We start from the raw sequence: 15556 nt of genomic DNA, 5'->3' as shown, positions 1-15556 counted from the left end.
CCACCCCCCCCCCCTCCATCCTCGGCCTTGAGCCGAGGATGACGGAGGGTGGGGGCCTGTTTCAGCCAAACTCTCGGTCGGCGGGATAGCAGATCGGGTTCCATCGGGCGGACACTTACCTGACGGCGAGGATATCGCTGCACCTCACGGCAGCGATGCGACGGCTTTTCCAGCTCCTCTCGCCGCCTGCTGCTACTGCGCCGCCCCCGCGCCCTGGATCAGCCGGTGCAGATATTCAAGCTTGGCCACGACAGGTGAAGACAGCACGAAGGGGTAGGAGTCCGGCTGGCCCATGCTGCGCTGGATGGCGTTGATCGCCAGGCTGAGCGGCACCCAGGCGCTGACGAGCTGTTCGGCGCTTCTGGCCCTGTAGGGGATGAAATCCACCTCGCCTGATATTTCCTCATGGCCGCGCGGATCGATCGCGATGCCGAAGGCGCGGGCCGTTTCCAGCGTATCGACGATATGGAGGTAATGGGCGAAGCATTCGGCGAAATCTTCCCAGGGGTGCGACGCCGCATAGGCGCTGATGAAATTGTCCTGCCATCCCAGGGGGGCGCCGCCGGCATAATGGCTCTGCAGGGCTGCGGCATAATCCTGCCGTTCGTCGCCGAAGACGGCGCGGAAATCGGCAAGGCCGCCGCGATCGCGCACCAGCTTGTTCCAGATGAAATGGCCGGCCTCATGGCGGAAATGGCCGAGCAGGGTGCGATAGGGTTCGTTCATCGAGCTGCGCGCCTGTTCGCGCGTCGCATCGTCGGCCTCGGCGGCACGGATGGTGATCAGGCCTTCCTCGTGGCCGGTCATGGCCGGCACGACATAGCCGTTGCTCTCGATCGAATCCTCGAGGAAATCGAAGACCAGGCCGCCCTGCGGGTCTTGCGCCCGATCGGGATGCGGCAGCCTCCAGCGCAAGAGCGAATAAAACAGATGGCGCTGCGCCTGGCTGATGCGCCGCCAGCGGTCGATGCCGTCCTGGGTGTCGGTGTTCGGCACCAGCCGGTTATGGCGGCAGGCCACGCAGAATTCGCTGTTCCCATCGCCGTCCACCAGCCAGTTGCAGATGTCGAGGCCGGCATTGGCGCAGAAGCGGACCTCACGCTCGGGATCGGAAACGAGTTGCCAGAGGATCTCGTCGCGCGGCTCCAGCGCATGCATGGCGAGATCGCCGGGCAGAAAGCCGAGGCGATGATTGCAGCGCACGCAGTGACGATTGTCGAAGTGGACGACCTGATCGCAATTGTCGCAGGCAAAAAGCTTCATCGTGTCTATCTCTGCAAAGCATTGGCGTGGGGGATTAAAAATGCCTGCCGCGCGAGGGCGCAGCAGGCATGGTGATAAAGGATGAGCGTCTGGCTCAGAGCCGGTCGACGGCGCCCTTGAGCTTGTCCTTGACCTTGCCGGTTGCGACCTGGCCCTTGCCCTTGGCTTCCTGGACGGCGCCCTTGGCCTGCATTTCGCGATCGTCCGTGGCCTTGCCGACGGCCTGCTTGGTCTTGCCGGCAATTTCGTTTGCCTTACCGGAAATCTTGTCGCTGGTGCTACCCATATGTGATGTCTCCTTGGTCGGCATGGGCCTCTTGCCCATGCTTGCCGAAATGAAACGTCACTTGCGGCTATTCGTTCCCACTGGCGCGAACCAGCTATTTTCTCAGGCGGGCTGTTTCTCGAGCCTGCTGCTTCTCAGGCCAACTGCTTTTCAGGCCAAGTGCTTTTCAGGCATGCCCGGCTTCAGCCGAAAGCATGGCGGCGGTCACGCCCATGCCGGCGAGCGCCCGCTCGTATTTGTCGTCGAGACTGCGGTCGAAGATCAGTTCCTCATTGGCCGGGCAGGTGAGCCAGCCATTGTTGACGACTTCGCTCTCCAACTGGCCGGCTGCCCAGGAGGAATAGCCGAGCAGCATCGTCGCCCGCGTCGGCCCGTTGCCCTTGGAGATGGCGCGCACGATGTCGAGCGTCGCCGTCAGGCAGATATCGTCGCTGACCGGGATCGAGGAGTCGCTGGCATAATCGTCCGAATGCAGCACAAAGCCGCGGCCGCTCTCCACCGGGCCGCCGGTCTGGATCGGGAAGTCGCGGGCGCGCTTCGGCAGCACGATCGAATCTTCCTGCTTGATCATGTCGAGATGCTGCAGCACATCGGTGAAGGTGAGGCTCTGAGGACGGTTGATGACGAAGCCCATGGCGCCGGCATCCGAATGCGCGCAGATGTAAATCACGGTGCGCGCAAAATTGCGGTCTTCCATGCCGGGCATGGCGATGAGGAACTGGCCATCGAAGAAGCCACGTTCCCGTCTGTTCTTCAGCGTCGATAAGGACATCGTTCCTCCTGCTGCCAGACCGCACCAAGGCCTCGACAAGAGAAACATGGGCCAATGTCACACATCAATCAACTGAAAATGAAGATTTAAATCGCCGCGACTTCTGGCGGTCAAACACCGCTTTCGGTAAACCTTTGTTCCATGATGATTATTTCCTCAGTCCCGCGCGGTTTTTTGATTGCGGTCGTTTCGGCGGTCGCAGCACTTGTGCCGTTTTCTTCGGTTCATGCGGAAATGAGCGGCTGGGCGGAGAACGAAGGCGGCCGCATGCGCCTGGTGGCGCTTGCGCCCGATGCCGGCGGCAAAATCCGCGCAGCGCTTCAGATCGAGCCGAAAGCCGGCTGGATCACCTATTGGAAAGAGCCCGGCGGCAACGGCATTCCGCCCCAGCTCACCATCGCGGCGGAAAGCGGCGTCACGCTCGATGCCATCGCCTATCCCGTTCCGAAACATTTTTTCAACGGCGCGATCGAGGATATTGCCTATGATGCGCCGGTGACGCTGCCGCTTTCGCTGAGCGCGGCCGGTAAAGGCCCGGTCGAGATCGATGCCGGCGCCTTCATCGGTATCTGCAAGGATATCTGCATTCCCTTCCAGGCGAATTTTCAGCTGAAGCTCGGCCCGGCCATGCAGTCGCGTCCGCAAGAGGAGGCGATCCTCCAGGCCGCCGATGCGAGCCTGCCGAAGCCGCCATCGGCGGATTTCGACGTGACCGCGCATGCGATGTCGCCGGACAGGAAGACGCTGTCGCTGACGCTGGTTTTGCCGAGTGAGGGGCCGGACGAAGGGAAAGCCGCCCCCGATATCATCGTCACCGGCCCGAGCGGCTATGCCTTCACCAAACAGATCGGCGGGAAGCGCGACGGCGCCACTTTCAAGGTCGATGTATCCATCGGCAAGCTGCCGAAGGATTACGACATATCGGGCAAGCGCTGGGGCGTGCTGGTGATCGACGGCGCAAGGGCGATGGAGACGACTCTTGCCTTTGAATGACTGGTCTTGCCTTTGAATGACCGGGTCTTATAGTCGCCGCAGAACCCCCGCGGCGCCCGCCGCCGCCAAGGCAGAACCCCAAAGCCACAACTCAAGGAGAAGACCATGACCATCGCGATCGGCGACAAGCTTCCTGCCGCCACCTTCAAGGAAAAGACGGCCGACGGCCCGGTCGAAATCACCACCGATCAGCTCTTCGCCGGCAAGCGCGTCGTGCTCTTTGCCGTGCCGGGCGCCTTTACGCCCACCTGCTCGCTGAACCACCTGCCGGGTTATCTCGAAAACCGCGACACCATCCTCGGCAAGGGCGTCGACGATATCGCCGTTGTCGCCGTCAACGACTGGCACGTGATGGGCGCCTGGGCGCAATCATCAGGCGGTATGGGCAAGATCCATTTCCTCGCCGATTGGGATGCCGGCTTCACCAAGGCCGTCGGCCTCGACGCCGACCTCTCCGCCGGCGGCCTCGGCCTCCGCTCCAAGCGTTATTCGATGCTGGTCGAGGACGGCGTGGTGAAAGCCCTCAACGTCGAGGAAAGCCCCGGCCAGGCAACCGTCTCGGGCGCTGCCGCGATGCTGGAACAGCTGTAAGCGGTTGAACAAGATCTGCCCCTCACCCTCTCCCCGTAAAAACGGGGCGAGGGGACGTGCCCTGCAACAGCGAGGTGGGAACCGAGAGGTTGCGGCTATCCCCCTTCGCCCCGCCTGTGGGGAGAGGTGGCGGCAGCCGGATGACGGGCACGCGCCGATGGCAGGTTTGGAGAAACGCGCCTCCCGGAGCGTCGCATCCTTAAGCATCATGACAGATGAAGGCGGCCGTTCGGTCGCCTTTTTCGACTATGCAAGCGTCACCGGCTTCCGCCGAGCCGTCAAACGAGCGACGAGCCCGCAAAGACCCAGCACCACCAAGGGCGGAACTGCATGCGCATATTCGCCGTGGAAGAGAACCGTCGCCACAGCCGCCAGCATCACGGCACTCCCGAGCAGGGAACCGTAAAGGCGCAATGGTTTGACGATGAGCATGACTGCTGCGGTGAATTCGCAGACGGCGGTGAGGTAATGGAAGCTCTCCGGATAGCCCCACCGGGCGTAGTCCGCGGCAATGTCGGGGCTGACGAAGGTGTTGCCATAGGCGCCGATGAAGAAGAAGGCTGCAAGCAGCCAGGCAATGACGTTTGCCAGGGATAGGTTGACGAGAGACATACGGGCGACCTCAACGCGGTGCTTGCAGAGCGAGAATGCGGCTCGACAAACGCCAGCCCTCCGGCGTCCGCCGCAGCCGGTCGGTATAGGTCACGCTCGCCACCGCCCCATTCGACAACAGGCCAAGCCCCTTCGAGACGGTGGCGATTTCGTCGCCCGCGCCTTCCTGAACATACACATTCGTCGTGTGATGGGCCTTGGCATGGCCCTCCTGGCTGGCCATATGGCAGATCGCTGCAATGCCCGTGACCGGCGCAAAGCCGAAAACGCTCGAGTCGAATTGTGCATCCTCGGTAAAGACTTCACCGAACCTGTCCCATGCATGGTTGTCGACGAGGTGGGCCCAGAGCGAGAGGATTTGGTTGATCTCGGCGATGTCATCCGTCGTTGGTTTCATGTCTCATGGTCCTTGAAAGGGGATGGGTGCGAATTCGCTATCGCGGGCGAAAAGGCGGATGCCGCGTCCTCGGGACGCGACATCCCCCGTGTCGCCTGAACGGTGCTGCGCATGCCGGGCCGTCAAGCGCCCGGCCGCGGGCCGTTACCAGTTGATCGGGCCATTGGTGTTGAAAAACTGGCCGGTGGGTCCGGCGTCATCCAGCAAAGCATATTTGACCGGGGCCCGAACGCCGTCTTCGATCGTGATGTAGCCGCCGCCTCTGTTCAATTCGGTCATGACATAGCCGGGGCAGACGGCATTCACCTTGATCGGCGTATCTTTCAGCTCAAGGGCAAGCTGCACGGTCAGCATGTTGACCGCCGCCTTGGAGGCGGCATAGCCAAGCCATTTGACATCGGGGGAGGGATTGTTTGCATCGCCCGTCCACCAGAGCGAACCCACGCTGCTGGAAAGGTTGACGATGCGGCCGCTGGCCGCCTTGCGGATCAGCGGCAACAGTTTCTGGGTCACGATCACCATTCCGATGAAATTGACCTCATAGGATTCACGCAGAGTTTCGATGGAGGCGACGCTGGGGAAATCGTCGGTGTCGAGCAGCAGGATTCCCGCATTGTTGATCAGGATGTCGAGCCTGCCGAACCGCTCGCCGATCGAAGAGGCGGCAGCGTCGACCGTATCAGGGCGGTTGAGATCGATCTCGATCGCCTCGACCGCCAAGCCCTCCGCACGCAATGTTTCGGCCTTTGCCCGCCCGGCTGCAAGATCGCGTGCGCCGAGAAGGACGAACACGCCTTCACGGCCGAGCTGGCGAGCCGTTTCAAAACCAAGGCCGCGGGTCGCGCCGGTGACGAGCGCGATCTTTTGATATGTGGACATTTTATCTCCCGAGCAGGCGCACTCGCATGGCGAGGCTGTTTGCAATGACGTTGCTTAGCAACGCATCGTGAATTTGCACGGAAAATTATGTCCGTCAACGACAAATGTCACTAAGTGACATTTTGTTCGAAGTGGACGATGCCGGCGGCGCGATCGAAGAGATCGGCAAGTGACATGGCCGCTCCTCCATCCACCCAACTGTTTATCGATGCCCGAATGAGCGCGAAAACCGTTCCCGCGATCGTATAGGCGACAACGTCAGGGAGCGGAGACCGTCTGTCCGGCGAGGCGAGAATATGGGCGACTTCCTCGATCAGTTCGGCGATCATCTGTTCCTTTCGCGCAGAAATGCTCCTGTTGGAGCGGATTGCCGTCTCGATGGCGAGAAAGAATCGTGACTTTTCATCGAAAGCCAAAAGCATCGCCCGCGCGGCAGCAAGCAGTGCGACAACCGGCGGCTCCGAGGCAAGCCGCTCCGTCAGTTCCGCACGGATGATCGTCATGCCATCCTGCACCCAGCTGACGATCACATCCTCCTTTGTCGGGAAGTAGCGAAGCAGGGTGCGGGGCGACACGCTGACGGCGGCAGCGATATCGGCAATGGTCGTTTCCTCGAATCCTCGCTTGTGGATCAGCTCCAACCCGGCTTCGAGCAGCTGCGCGCGCGTGCGATCCTTCTTATCTTCCCGAAGTCCCAAAATTGTCTCCACGCTGACATGCGGCGGGCTTCTTTTGACACATCATGCCATTTGTCGTCCAGCGACAGAAATTTTGGGTGGAGGGGTGCCGCCATATCAGCCCCGTCCTTCGAGGTCCCGCGGGTGCACCTAAGGATGAGGCTGGAGAGAGGGCGCGTCCTGGAATGGGTCGGCGGCCGTTTGTCGCGCTTTACAATTGTGTGAGCAACTGCGCGCTCCCCGCCTCAATCTCGCCGCAATCGTTATAACATAACCGTAATGTTATTACATTATAGGATGCGCCATGCCCCCGAGCCCCGACCGCCCCTCCGTCAGCCTGCTGGGACAGTCGGCATTTTCTAGGGTAATCGGCATCACGTTGATCCTTGCCGTGCTCTGGCTGGCGATCCATTGGGCGGTTCTGCTGCCATGACGCCGCTGATCCGCCTGGAGAATCTGACCGTCGCCTACAACAGGCACCCTGCCGTCCACCACGTCTCCGGCGCCTTCGCCTCCGGCAGCCTGACGGCGATCGCCGGGCCGAATGGGGCGGGCAAGTCGACGCTGCTGAAGGCGATCATGGGTGAGCTTCGCCCGGCCGAGGGCAGGGTCGAGCATCGGCTGGGGCGGGCGGAATTCGGTTACCTCCCGCAGGCGGCCGAGATCGACCGGCGCTTTCCGATCTCGGTGATCGACACCGTCATGCTCGGCGCCTGGAAGAGGACGGGAGCCTTCGGCCGCATCGCGCCCGGCGAGATGAAAAGGGCAGGCGAGGCGCTCGCCGCCGTTGGCCTCGAAGGTTTCGGCCGGCGCCATGTCGGGTCGCTGTCGGCCGGCCAGTTCCAGCGCGTGCTCTTTGCCCGCCTGCTGCTGCAGGATGCCGGCATCATCCTGCTCGACGAGCCGTTTACCGCAATCGATGCCCGCACGACCAGGGACCTCGTCGATATCGTCACCCGCTGGCATGGCGAGGGCCGCACGGTGATCGCCGTGTTGCACGATTTCGAACTCGTCCGCACGCATTTCCCGCAAACCCTGCTGCTCGCCCGCGAGCTGGTCGGCTGGGGTCCGACCGCTGAGGTCATGTCATCCGCCAATCTGTTGAAGGCCCGCGCCATGGCCGAACGCTGGGATGAGGATGCCGCTGCCTGTGACCCTGAACAGGCGCCGGCGGCATGACGGCTTACGATCTCTTCCTCGCACCCTTCGCCGATTTCGGTTTCATGCGCCGCGCCCTCGTCGCCTGCCTCTGCCTCGGGCTCGGCTCCGGCCCGATCGGCGTCTTCCTGATGCTCAGGCGCATGAGCCTGATGGGCGACGCGATGAGCCATGCCGTGCTGCCGGGGGCGGCGATCGGCTACCTCGTTGCCGGCTCCTTGTCGCTGACGGCGATGGGCCTCGGCGGCCTGATCGCCGGCCTGTCGGTGGCGCTGCTGTCCGGCGCCGTCAGCCGGATGACCGTGCTGCAGGAGGATGCGAGCTTTGCCAGCTTCTATCTCGCGTCGCTGGCGCTCGGCGTGCTGATCGTCTCGCTGCGCGGCTCGAATATCGATCTGCTGCATGTGCTCTTCGGCACCATCCTGGCGATCGATGCCTCCGCCCTTTATCTGATCGGCGCGATCACCTCGCTGACCCTCGTCATCCTCGCCTTCATCTACCGGCCGCTGGTGGCCGAATGCTTCGATCCGGGATTTCTGCGCGCCGTCGGCGGGCGCGGGCCGGTCTATCATGTGCTCTTCCTGCTGCTCGTCGTGCTGAACCTCGTCGCCAGCTTCCAGGCGCTCGGCACGCTGATGGCGGTCGGCCTGATGATGCTGCCGGCAGCCATCGCCCAGCTCTGGTCGCGCAGCCTGGCCGTGATGATGGCGATTGCGGCCGGAAGTGCCGCCGCCTCCGGCTATCTCGGCCTGATCGCCTCCTACCATCTCGAACTCGCCTCCGGCCCGACGATCATCATGACGGCGGCGATCCTCTACGGCTTTTCGATTTTTTTCGCGCCCTCCGGCCTGGCCCGGCGCTTCTTTCCCCGCCCGCATTTGAAGGGCTGATCCCAAGGAGACTTCGATGAATCCGAAAAGACTGCTTCTCTCCGCAGCAATCCCCGTTTTGATGGCGCTGTCGGCCATGCCCGCCTCCGCCGAAACGCTGAAGGTTGTGGCGTCCTTCACCGTGCTTGCCGACGTCGTCAAACAGGTCGGCGGCGAGCATGTAAAGGTGACGAGCCTCGTCGGGCCGAACGGCGATCCCCATGAATTCGAGCCGTCGCCGGCCGATGCGAAGAATTTGAACGCGGCTCAGGTGACCTTCGTCAGCGGCGAGGGCCTGGAGGGCTGGATGGACCGGCTGATCACCGCCTCGGGCTACAAGGGCAAGCCGGTCACCGTCTCCGAAGGCATTGCCACCCGCACCATGGAAGAGGACGGCGAGAAGATCACCGATCCGCATGTCTGGAACAGCCCCGTCAACGTCAAGATCTGGGTCGCCAATATCGAAATGGCGCTGTCGGCGGCCGATCCGGCCGATGCGAGCGCCTTCAAGGCCAATGCCGAGAACTACACCAAGACGCTTGACGCGCTGAACGCCTATGCCCATGCGAAATTCGACAAGGTCGCCGACGATCGCCGCAAGGTTCTGACGAGCCACGATGCCTTCGGTTACTTCGGCCGCGAATACAATGTCAGCTTCCTTGCCCCGCTCGGTCTGTCCACGGAGAGCGAGGCCTCTGCCGCCGACGTCGCCAAGCTGATCGAGCAGATCAAGAGTGAGCGGGTGAAGGCCTATTTCTTCGAGAATTCCAACGATCCGCGCCTGGTCAAGCAGGTCGCCAAGGCAACCGGCGCCGAGCCCGGCGGCGAGCTCTATGTCGAATCGCTCTCCGACGCCAAGGGACCGGCGCCGACCTATGAGAAGATGTTCAAATACAATGTCGACCAGCTCGCCGCCGCCATGGCGAAATCGAGCTGATCATTTGAGGGACTGCGGGGTTTGACCCCGCAGTCTTCACTGATTGAGGTCGAAGACCAGGATGCCGGCAAGGCCTCCGTCCGTCGAGGAGACGATGCGCTCGCCCACAGCCACATGTTCGGGATGGATGAGATAAGCGTCGCGGGCTTCGGCGCTTTCGAAGGTCACCGCAAAACCGTCGACGAAGCCGCCATGCAGCCCCTCGGGCGAAACGTTCGGCCCGTATTTGATATCCAATATGCCGGGAATGACCTGTTTCAGGGCGACGATCGCGTCGAACAGCGATTGCTTGTCGTCGGCCGTCATCGCCGTCTTCAGCCGCAGGAATACGCAGTGCAGGATCATCATGGTCCTCCCGATTTTCTTTGGCTGGAGAATAGCGGCGAAAACCGGGAGAGCAATGAGATTTATTTTCACGCAGGCGTTGCGCTGCGGGCCGGGCCCCGGGCAGACTACATCTGGTCGGTCTTGACTAGGGGCCGCTTGTAGATCTTCTGGACGAGATCGCTCGCCAGCGTGCGGGCTTCGTCCTTCTGGGCCGCCGTCATCGGCCGGCAGGTGTTCCTGGTGTTTGAACTGTCGAGCACGGTCGTCGAACCGGAATTGGCGATGACCAGATGCCAGCTGCAGGAGGCGACCCTGTCGATGGCGACAGCACCATGGCAACCGGTGGACAGGCAGAAGGCAACGGTGACCTGCGCCCCGTGGTCGCCTTTATAGGCCAGCTCGACGGCTTTCTTGATATCCGTGACCCATCGCTGGCATTGCGCTTGTTTTGCCCCCGGCTCGCAGCTCTTGGTGACGGGAGTGATGTCGCCGGCCTGAAGCGGCGATACGCAAAAAACACCCAACGAGAGGGCGAGCAGAAACTTGAGCATGGGATTTTCCTTGTGCAAGCAATGAGAGGCGCACATCGCAGGCCGTTGGTCAATGGCCGTTTATGGGAGGGAAGGGGCGCGACTGACAGCTTTCAGCCAACACCATCCTGTAATCGAACGCTCTCGTCTGCTGCTGGACGATGATTGGGACGGCGCTTTCCGGAAAGGCCTCGGCTTGCTGCTCTATCGCCTTGCTGGGAGACAATGAACATTCGTCATTTCCGGACGAGACAGTGCCGGATTCCGAGCGCGTGCCATGGGTGATCGCGGATGCTTCCGCGACATGGATTCCTGGCTATTTCCGCAGGATTTTCTCCATCGCTTTCCCCTTCGCGAGTTCGTCGATCAATTTGTCCAGATAGCGGATTTCCCGCATCGTCGTTTCTTGGATGTCTTCCACGCGGACACCGCAGATCACGCCGGTAATCAATGATCGGGAGGGATTCATCTGAGGCGCTTGCGCAAAGAAATCCTCGAAGTTGGTCTTCTCAGCCAACTGATCGTCCAGGCTCTGCTGGCTATGTCCCGTCAGCCAACAGATGATGTCATCGACCTCTGTCTTCGTGCGCCCCTTCTTCTCTGCCTTGGCGACATAGTGAGGGTAGACGCTCGCGACGCTGACTGAATAGATACGATGCTTCGTCATGCCTGCTCCTCAACGTTCCGGATGTTTTCCGGCTTGAGATAGCTGACTTCTAGACCTCAGACGACCGCCACGGGGCCGGCTGCGGACCGGAAGCTTTGAGGTCTTGGCCAAGAAGAGGCAGGTCATCCGCTCTCCACGCCAAAATTTTCTGCCAAGACGCCTTTGATCTGAGGTCCGCTTTCGGGCGATGCAAACCTATCGGAACGACAGAAATGACGGCGCATTACCGCCCGGCAGCATGGGCTCGGTCGGTGATCTCTGACCGCATTTCTGCTAAAGCTCGGAAGCAAATTGCCCGCGATGTCACCAACTGCCGAAGTGTGAAGAGCGCAACGGGCTGATGGGCTTCTCGCTCATCAGGCCTCTTGTCTTGAAGGAGGAGCGCCAGGATGAGCACCGACCTGGATACCGTGCGGTCCTATAATACGGTCGCGGCGGAGTACGCTGCGGAGGCCGCGGCGATGCCCGAATGGGTCGCGACAGAGATCGATGCGTTCGTGACCGGGCTGGGCGGCTCGGGCAGGGTGCTGGAGATCGGAAGCGGTGGCGGACGAGATGCACTTGCGCTTGAGAAGCGGGGAATGAGCGTCCGGCGCACCGACATTGCAAAGGGTTTCGTCGAACTGCTTCGCGAAAATGGCTTCGATGCCGACCTGTTGGACCCGCTGACCGAAGACTTGGCCGACCCGCAGCGTCCCGGCACGCCGTACGACGGGATCTGGGCCTGTGCCTGCCTGATTCATGTCGCGCGCGAGGATTTCGGCACGGTGCTCGGACGGCTTGCCGAGGCGACCCGGACCGGTGGCCGATTGCACGCCTCGGTAAGAGAGGGCGAAGGCGAGGACGTGTCCACACATGGCAGTGCTGCAGCGCCCCGGCGCTACGTCGAGACGTACTGGCGCGAGTTTGCCCTGCGGTCCGCACTCACGGACGCCGGCTGGATCGTCAGCGAGGTGCGTCTGTGCGTCGGAAAGCCCCATGATCGATGGCTGAGCGTTCGGGCGAGTCGGGCGTGACGCACATAGAACTTGCGGGAATGGCCGTTCCGCTCAGGCCCGTTTCGTCAGCGGAAAGCGGTCGCGCAGCAGCCGCAGTACCGATTCCGAAGGGATCGGCGGCCCGAACAGGTAGCTCTGGCCGTAGCTGCAGCCCATCTTGGCGAGTTCGATCGCGTCCTCGTTGGATTCGATCCCCTCGGCCACCACCTTCATCTCAAGCTCGTGCGCCATCGATATCACCGACCGGAGCACGGTCGCCTTCTTGTCGCTGCCGTCGCGCACCAGCGCCTTGTCGAGCTTGATCGTGTCGAAGGGGAAGCGGGTGAGATAGGCGAGCGACGAATAGCCGGTGCCGAAATCGTCGAGCGCCAGCCCGATGCCGGCCTCCTTCAGCTTCTGCAGCACGAGGCGGGCCTGTTCCGGATTTTCCATCACCATGGATTCCGTCAGTTCGAGCTTGAGGCGCGAGGGATGGCAATGCGTCTTGGCGAGAACCGAGCGCACGTCGTCATAGAGTTCGTTGTTGAGCAGCTGCACGCTCGACAGATTGATCGAGACGAAGATCGGCAATTCGCCGGTCTGGTGCTGCCAGCTCATCAGATCGTTGGTCGCCTGTTCCAGCGCGAACATGCCGAGCGGGCCGATGAGATCGGAGGACTCGGCGATCGGAATGAATTCGGATGGCGGAATATTGCCGCGTTTGGGATGTTCCCAGCGCATCAGCGCCTCGAAACCGGCAATCTCGACATCCTCCAGCCTGGCGATCGGCTGATAGACCATCGACAATTCCTTGCGCTCGATGGCGCGGCGCAGATCCGTTTCCAGCTGCAGCCGATCGGTCCCGAAATCGCGGAAGGCCGGCTGGAACGGTTCGACGCGGTTGCCGCCCGCCCGTTTTGCCCGGTACATCGCAAGCTCGGCGTCACTGAGCAGGCCGGTGGCGCTTTCCTGCCGGTCGACCCAGGAGGCGAGCCCGACCGAGGCCGTCAGGATGATCTCGCGATTGGCGAAGTTGATCGGCACCATGATCGCCTTGCTGATCGCATCGGCGAAATCGGCGACCTTGGCCGGATTGTGCTCGGACACCAGGATGAGGCCGAACTGGTCGCCGGCAAGCCGGGCCAGCGTGTCCTGCGGTTTCAACAGCCGGCGCAGCCGCCGCGTCAGCGCGATCAGGATGTTGTCGCCGGCGGCAACGCCGAGCGAATCATTGACCAGCTTGTAGCGGTCGATGTCGATCACCATCACCGTCGGCCGCAGCGTGTCGCCGCCCGGTGCCAGCGCCAGCACCGATTGCAGCCGGTCGAGGAAGACCTGGCGGTTCGGCAGGCCGGTCAGATTGTCGTGCAGCGCATCGTGCAGCAGCCGCTCGACGGAATTCTTCTGCTCGGTCACGTCGACGATGGTGCCGACGCAGCGGATGATCTCGCCGTTCGAGCCGAGCACCGGCCGGGCGCGGATCAACAGCCAGTGGAAATGCCCGTCCTCGGCGCGGATGCGGAACTCGTGGTTCAGCCGCCCGCGGCGGTGTTCGAGCAGCACGTCGAGTGTCGCGCGGAAGCGGTCGCGGTCGTCGGGATGCAGCCGCGGCAGCCAGTTGCGCGCCGCGCCATGCATGGTGCCCGGCGATAGGCCGAGCTTGGTCGAGACATCGGGAATGGTGACGACGCGGTCGCGCGCCACATCCCAATCCCAGACCATGTCGCCGGAGCCGGTGAGCGCCAGCGATTGCCGCTCGAGATCGGAAAACAGCCCCTGCTGGAACGCGCCGCCGGCAAAGGCATGCTGCATCACGGTGAAGCCGATCAGAAGCACGATGAGCACCAGGCCGCCGCCGAGGGCGGGCTGGATGATATCGTTGTCGAGCCGCCCGGTCACCGTCAGCCACGCCCCGAACAGCCAGACGAGGATCAGCGCCCAGGCCGGCACCAGCAGGATCGCGCGGTCGTAGCGGTTGAAGCCGAGATAGATGATGAGCAAGAGCCCCATCGTCGCCGTCAGCGCGAAGGAAAGCCTGGCGATACCGGCGGCGATCGACGGATCGTAGATCGCCACGCCGAAGAGCAGGGCAAGGCCGAGCACCCAGGCAAGCGTGGCGTAGCCGAGATGCGCATGCCAGCGGTTGAGGTTCAGATAGGTGAACAGGAAGATGACGAAACTCGACGCCAGCGCCACCTCCGCGCAGGCGCGCCATATTCGCTGGTCCGCCGATGCGACGCTGATGAGCTTGCCGAGGAAGCCGAAGTCGACGCAGATATAGCCGAGCACCGCCCAGGCGAGGGCCGCCGTCGCCGGCAGCATCGAGGTGCCCTTGACGACGAAGAGGATGGTCAGGAACACGGCGAGCAGGCCGGCAATGCCGAGCACGATGCCGCGATAGAGCGTGAAGGCGTTGATCGTATCCTTGTAGGCGTTCGGTTCCCAGAGATAGATCTGCGGCAGCTCCGGCGTCGACAGTTCGGCGACGAAGGTGATGACGGCGCCGGGGTTCAGCGTGATGCGGAAGACGTCGGCCTCGTCGCTCGGCTGCCGGTCGAGCGCGAAGCCTTCGCTCGGGGTGATGGCGCTGATGCGCTGCGAGCCGAGATCCGGCCAGAACAGCTTGGAATTGACCAGGCGGAAATGCGGCGCGACGATGACGCGCTCGAGCTGTTCCTCCGAGACATTGGCGAGCGCAAACACCGCCCAGTCGCCCTGATGGTTCTCCGAGCTCGCCCTGACCTCGATGCGGCGGCGGATACCGTCCGCACCCGCGGCCGTCGAAACCTGGAAGGCCTCGCCCTGGTTCACATAGATCTCGGTCGTCGCGGTCAGGTCGAGCGCGGTATCGTCGCGGGAAATCTTCACCGGTTCGGCCGCCTGGGCCGTACCCGCCACGAAGGCGAAGGCCGCCAGGAAAAGGGCTGCGATCACCGCGATCACTCGTCCGGACGGTGACTTGGGCAGCATGCGGTCTCTGGTCATCGGCTGTCGGTTTTCCTGCCTTTATCCGTATCGGTGGCGAGACGTGAAAACATCACATGATCATGCCACTGACCGTTGATCTTCAAATATCCGCGCAGATAGCCTTCTCGCTGAAACCCGGCCTTTTCAAGCAGACGGATGCTGCGCGCGTTATCTGGAATACAGGCTGCTTCGATACGGTGCAACTCAAGCCCGGTGAAGATGTAAGGAATAACCATTTGCAGGGCGGCGAACATGTGCCCCTGGCCGGCATGGCGCTCGCCCATCCAGTAGCCGATCATGCAGCTTTGTGCCGCACCCCGCCTGATGTAGCCGATGGTGATGCCGCCGACGAGCGTCATGTCGCCTTTGAGGAAAATGAACAGCGGGACCGCCTGGCCCGAGGCATATTCCTGCTTGCCGCGGATGACGCGGGCGCGATAGGCGCCCTCGGTCAACTCGTCGCGCCGCCAGGTCGGCTCCCAGGGTTCGAGGAATTTGCGGCTTTCGGCGCGCAGCCGGTGCCACTGGTTGAAATCCTGGTAGCGCGGCAGGCGCAGGAGATATCTGTCGTTCTCCAGCTCCACCGCTTCCGGCTGCCGCGACAGAAACCGAAAAACGGATTTTGCCATCGATTACTCCCGGCAGACGGACGTC

The 15556-nt window shown here is 62.5% G+C and carries 19 protein-coding genes and 1 pseudogene; 8 read left to right on the top strand and 12 right to left on the bottom strand.

Features of this window, described 5'->3' with window-relative positions:
- Positions 1 to 192: 192 nt before the first annotated feature.
- The 3 genes from EEQ99_RS12210 to EEQ99_RS12200 all read right to left on the bottom strand — a co-directional run bounded on the left by EEQ99_RS12210 (position 193) and on the right by EEQ99_RS12200 (position 2321).
- A complete protein-coding gene (locus tag EEQ99_RS12210) occupies positions 193 to 1263 on the bottom strand; it encodes a zinc-binding metallopeptidase family protein (protein WP_028755756.1) in 1071 nt (356 codons plus the stop codon).
- Positions 1264 to 1357: 94 nt separating this feature from the next.
- Complete coding sequence (locus EEQ99_RS12205) at positions 1358 to 1549, bottom strand: CsbD family protein (RefSeq protein WP_003546001.1); 192 nt, start codon at positions 1547 to 1549, stop codon at positions 1358 to 1360.
- Between the two features lie 166 nt (positions 1550 to 1715).
- Entirely contained in the window at positions 1716 to 2321 is a 606-nt protein-coding gene (locus tag EEQ99_RS12200; RefSeq protein ID WP_028755755.1) for a YqgE/AlgH family protein, read from the bottom strand.
- A 141-nt stretch (positions 2322 to 2462) separates the two neighbouring features.
- Between EEQ99_RS12200 and EEQ99_RS12195 the strand changes: the two genes are divergently transcribed.
- A complete protein-coding gene (locus EEQ99_RS12195; protein WP_127430501.1) occupies positions 2463 to 3314 on the top strand; it encodes a protein-disulfide reductase DsbD domain-containing protein in 852 nt (283 codons plus the stop codon).
- 105 nt (positions 3315 to 3419) lie between these two features.
- Positions 3420 to 3905 carry a peroxiredoxin gene (locus EEQ99_RS12190; RefSeq protein ID WP_011650769.1) on the top strand — a complete coding sequence of 162 codons (486 nt, stop codon included), beginning with the start codon at positions 3420 to 3422 and terminating at the stop codon, positions 3903 to 3905.
- Between the two features lie 246 nt (positions 3906 to 4151).
- On the opposite strand, the gene EEQ99_RS12185 is transcribed toward EEQ99_RS12190, so the two are convergent.
- The 4 genes from EEQ99_RS12185 to EEQ99_RS12170 all read right to left on the bottom strand — a co-directional run bounded on the left by EEQ99_RS12185 (position 4152) and on the right by EEQ99_RS12170 (position 6491).
- Positions 4152 to 4517, bottom strand: a complete 366-nt coding sequence (locus tag EEQ99_RS12185; RefSeq protein WP_127430500.1) for a DoxX family protein — start codon at positions 4515 to 4517, stop codon at positions 4152 to 4154.
- Positions 4518 to 4527: 10 nt separating this feature from the next.
- A complete protein-coding gene (locus EEQ99_RS12180) occupies positions 4528 to 4914 on the bottom strand; it encodes a nuclear transport factor 2 family protein (protein ID WP_127430499.1) in 387 nt (128 codons plus the stop codon).
- A gap of 144 nt (positions 4915 to 5058) precedes the next feature.
- Positions 5059 to 5793 carry an SDR family oxidoreductase gene (locus EEQ99_RS12175; protein WP_127430498.1) on the bottom strand — a complete coding sequence of 245 codons (735 nt, stop codon included), beginning with the start codon at positions 5791 to 5793 and terminating at the stop codon, positions 5059 to 5061.
- Between the two features lie 110 nt (positions 5794 to 5903).
- The gene (locus EEQ99_RS12170; protein ID WP_127430497.1) at positions 5904 to 6491 is read right to left on the bottom strand and encodes a TetR/AcrR family transcriptional regulator; all 588 of its coding nucleotides are present in this window, start codon (positions 6489 to 6491) and stop codon (positions 5904 to 5906) included.
- A 283-nt stretch (positions 6492 to 6774) separates the two neighbouring features.
- Between EEQ99_RS12170 and EEQ99_RS35375 the strand changes: the two genes are divergently transcribed.
- Genes EEQ99_RS35375 through EEQ99_RS12155 form a run of 4 tightly spaced genes read left to right on the top strand, consistent with a single transcriptional unit; the run spans position 6775 to position 9434 of the window.
- Complete coding sequence (locus EEQ99_RS35375) at positions 6775 to 6903, top strand: hypothetical protein (RefSeq protein ID WP_280178071.1); 129 nt, start codon at positions 6775 to 6777, stop codon at positions 6901 to 6903.
- Entirely contained in the window at positions 6900 to 7649 is a 750-nt protein-coding gene (locus EEQ99_RS12165) for a metal ABC transporter ATP-binding protein (protein ID WP_127430496.1), read from the top strand. Before EEQ99_RS35375 ends, EEQ99_RS12165 begins: the two co-directional genes overlap by 4 nt.
- Complete coding sequence (locus EEQ99_RS12160; RefSeq protein WP_047613966.1) at positions 7646 to 8518, top strand: metal ABC transporter permease; 873 nt, start codon at positions 7646 to 7648, stop codon at positions 8516 to 8518. The genes EEQ99_RS12165 and EEQ99_RS12160 overlap by 4 nt, the downstream gene beginning before the upstream one ends.
- 16 nt (positions 8519 to 8534) lie before the next feature.
- Positions 8535 to 9434 (top strand): metal ABC transporter solute-binding protein, Zn/Mn family, encoded by a 900-nt coding sequence (locus tag EEQ99_RS12155; RefSeq protein WP_127430495.1) that lies wholly within the window; start codon positions 8535 to 8537, stop codon positions 9432 to 9434.
- A gap of 36 nt (positions 9435 to 9470) precedes the next feature.
- On the opposite strand, the gene EEQ99_RS12150 is transcribed toward EEQ99_RS12155, so the two are convergent.
- A complete protein-coding gene (locus EEQ99_RS12150; protein ID WP_028755746.1) occupies positions 9471 to 9779 on the bottom strand; it encodes a Dabb family protein in 309 nt (102 codons plus the stop codon).
- A 107-nt stretch (positions 9780 to 9886) separates the two neighbouring features.
- Entirely contained in the window at positions 9887 to 10312 is a 426-nt protein-coding gene (locus EEQ99_RS12145) for a hypothetical protein (protein WP_127430494.1), read from the bottom strand.
- A gap of 79 nt (positions 10313 to 10391) precedes the next feature.
- On the opposite strand from EEQ99_RS12145, the pseudogene EEQ99_RS35130 reads away from it, so the two are divergent.
- Positions 10392 to 10520, top strand: a pseudogene (locus EEQ99_RS35130) (TetR family transcriptional regulator); the annotation flags it as partial.
- A gap of 87 nt (positions 10521 to 10607) precedes the next feature.
- Here EEQ99_RS35130 and EEQ99_RS12135 read toward each other — a convergent pair.
- Positions 10608 to 10958 (bottom strand): DUF2200 domain-containing protein, encoded by a 351-nt coding sequence (locus EEQ99_RS12135; RefSeq protein ID WP_028755744.1) that lies wholly within the window; start codon positions 10956 to 10958, stop codon positions 10608 to 10610.
- Positions 10959 to 11347: 389 nt separating this feature from the next.
- On the opposite strand from EEQ99_RS12135, the gene EEQ99_RS12130 reads away from it, so the two are divergent.
- The gene (locus tag EEQ99_RS12130) at positions 11348 to 11974 is read left to right on the top strand and encodes a class I SAM-dependent methyltransferase (protein WP_127430493.1); all 627 of its coding nucleotides are present in this window, start codon (positions 11348 to 11350) and stop codon (positions 11972 to 11974) included.
- 33 nt (positions 11975 to 12007) lie between these two features.
- Here EEQ99_RS12130 and EEQ99_RS12125 read toward each other — a convergent pair whose 3' ends face one another.
- A complete protein-coding gene (locus tag EEQ99_RS12125; RefSeq protein WP_127430492.1) occupies positions 12008 to 14920 on the bottom strand; it encodes a sensor domain-containing phosphodiesterase in 2913 nt (970 codons plus the stop codon).
- On the bottom strand, positions 14917 to 15531 hold the full coding sequence (locus tag EEQ99_RS12120; RefSeq protein WP_028755741.1) for a GNAT family N-acetyltransferase: 615 nt from the start codon (positions 15529 to 15531) through the stop codon (positions 14917 to 14919). The genes EEQ99_RS12125 and EEQ99_RS12120 overlap by 4 nt, the downstream gene beginning before the upstream one ends.
- Between the last annotated feature and the right edge of the window lie 25 nt (positions 15532 to 15556).

Origin of the sequence: Rhizobium anhuiense (assembly GCF_003985145.1) — a bacterium.
Taxonomy (GTDB): Bacteria; Pseudomonadota; Alphaproteobacteria; order Rhizobiales; family Rhizobiaceae; genus Rhizobium; species Rhizobium anhuiense.
This window is presented reverse-complemented; position numbering and strand designations above follow the sequence as displayed.

Excerpts from the sequence above, each read along its gene's own strand:
- EEQ99_RS12130 (WP_127430493.1), top strand. The coding sequence starts at position 11,348 with ATGAGCACCGACCTGGATACCGTGCGGTCCTATAATACGGTCGCGGCG.
- EEQ99_RS12150 (WP_028755746.1), bottom strand. The coding sequence starts at position 9,779 with ATGATCCTGCACTGCGTATTCCTGCGGCTGAAGACGGCGATGACGGCC.
- EEQ99_RS12180 (WP_127430499.1), bottom strand. The coding sequence starts at position 4,914 with ATGAAACCAACGACGGATGACATCGCCGAGATCAACCAAATCCTCTCG.
- EEQ99_RS12125 (WP_127430492.1), bottom strand. The coding sequence starts at position 14,920 with ATGACCAGAGACCGCATGCTGCCCAAGTCACCGTCCGGACGAGTGATC.
- EEQ99_RS12135 (WP_028755744.1), bottom strand. The coding sequence starts at position 10,958 with ATGACGAAGCATCGTATCTATTCAGTCAGCGTCGCGAGCGTCTACCCT.
- EEQ99_RS12190 (WP_011650769.1), top strand. The coding sequence starts at position 3,420 with ATGACCATCGCGATCGGCGACAAGCTTCCTGCCGCCACCTTCAAGGAA.
- EEQ99_RS35375 (WP_280178071.1), top strand. The coding sequence starts at position 6,775 with ATGCCCCCGAGCCCCGACCGCCCCTCCGTCAGCCTGCTGGGACAGTCG.
- EEQ99_RS12145 (WP_127430494.1), bottom strand. The coding sequence starts at position 10,312 with ATGCTCAAGTTTCTGCTCGCCCTCTCGTTGGGTGTTTTTTGCGTATCG.
- EEQ99_RS12185 (WP_127430500.1), bottom strand. The coding sequence starts at position 4,517 with ATGTCTCTCGTCAACCTATCCCTGGCAAACGTCATTGCCTGGCTGCTT.
- EEQ99_RS12210 (WP_028755756.1), bottom strand. The coding sequence starts at position 1,263 with ATGAAGCTTTTTGCCTGCGACAATTGCGATCAGGTCGTCCACTTCGAC.
- EEQ99_RS12165 (WP_127430496.1), top strand. The coding sequence starts at position 6,900 with ATGACGCCGCTGATCCGCCTGGAGAATCTGACCGTCGCCTACAACAGG.
- EEQ99_RS12155 (WP_127430495.1), top strand. The coding sequence starts at position 8,535 with ATGAATCCGAAAAGACTGCTTCTCTCCGCAGCAATCCCCGTTTTGATG.
- EEQ99_RS12205 (WP_003546001.1), bottom strand. The coding sequence starts at position 1,549 with ATGGGTAGCACCAGCGACAAGATTTCCGGTAAGGCAAACGAAATTGCC.
- EEQ99_RS12195 (WP_127430501.1), top strand. The coding sequence starts at position 2,463 with ATGATGATTATTTCCTCAGTCCCGCGCGGTTTTTTGATTGCGGTCGTT.
- EEQ99_RS12200 (WP_028755755.1), bottom strand. The coding sequence starts at position 2,321 with ATGTCCTTATCGACGCTGAAGAACAGACGGGAACGTGGCTTCTTCGAT.
- EEQ99_RS12175 (WP_127430498.1), bottom strand. The coding sequence starts at position 5,793 with ATGTCCACATATCAAAAGATCGCGCTCGTCACCGGCGCGACCCGCGGC.
- EEQ99_RS12120 (WP_028755741.1), bottom strand. The coding sequence starts at position 15,531 with ATGGCAAAATCCGTTTTTCGGTTTCTGTCGCGGCAGCCGGAAGCGGTG.
- EEQ99_RS12160 (WP_047613966.1), top strand. The coding sequence starts at position 7,646 with ATGACGGCTTACGATCTCTTCCTCGCACCCTTCGCCGATTTCGGTTTC.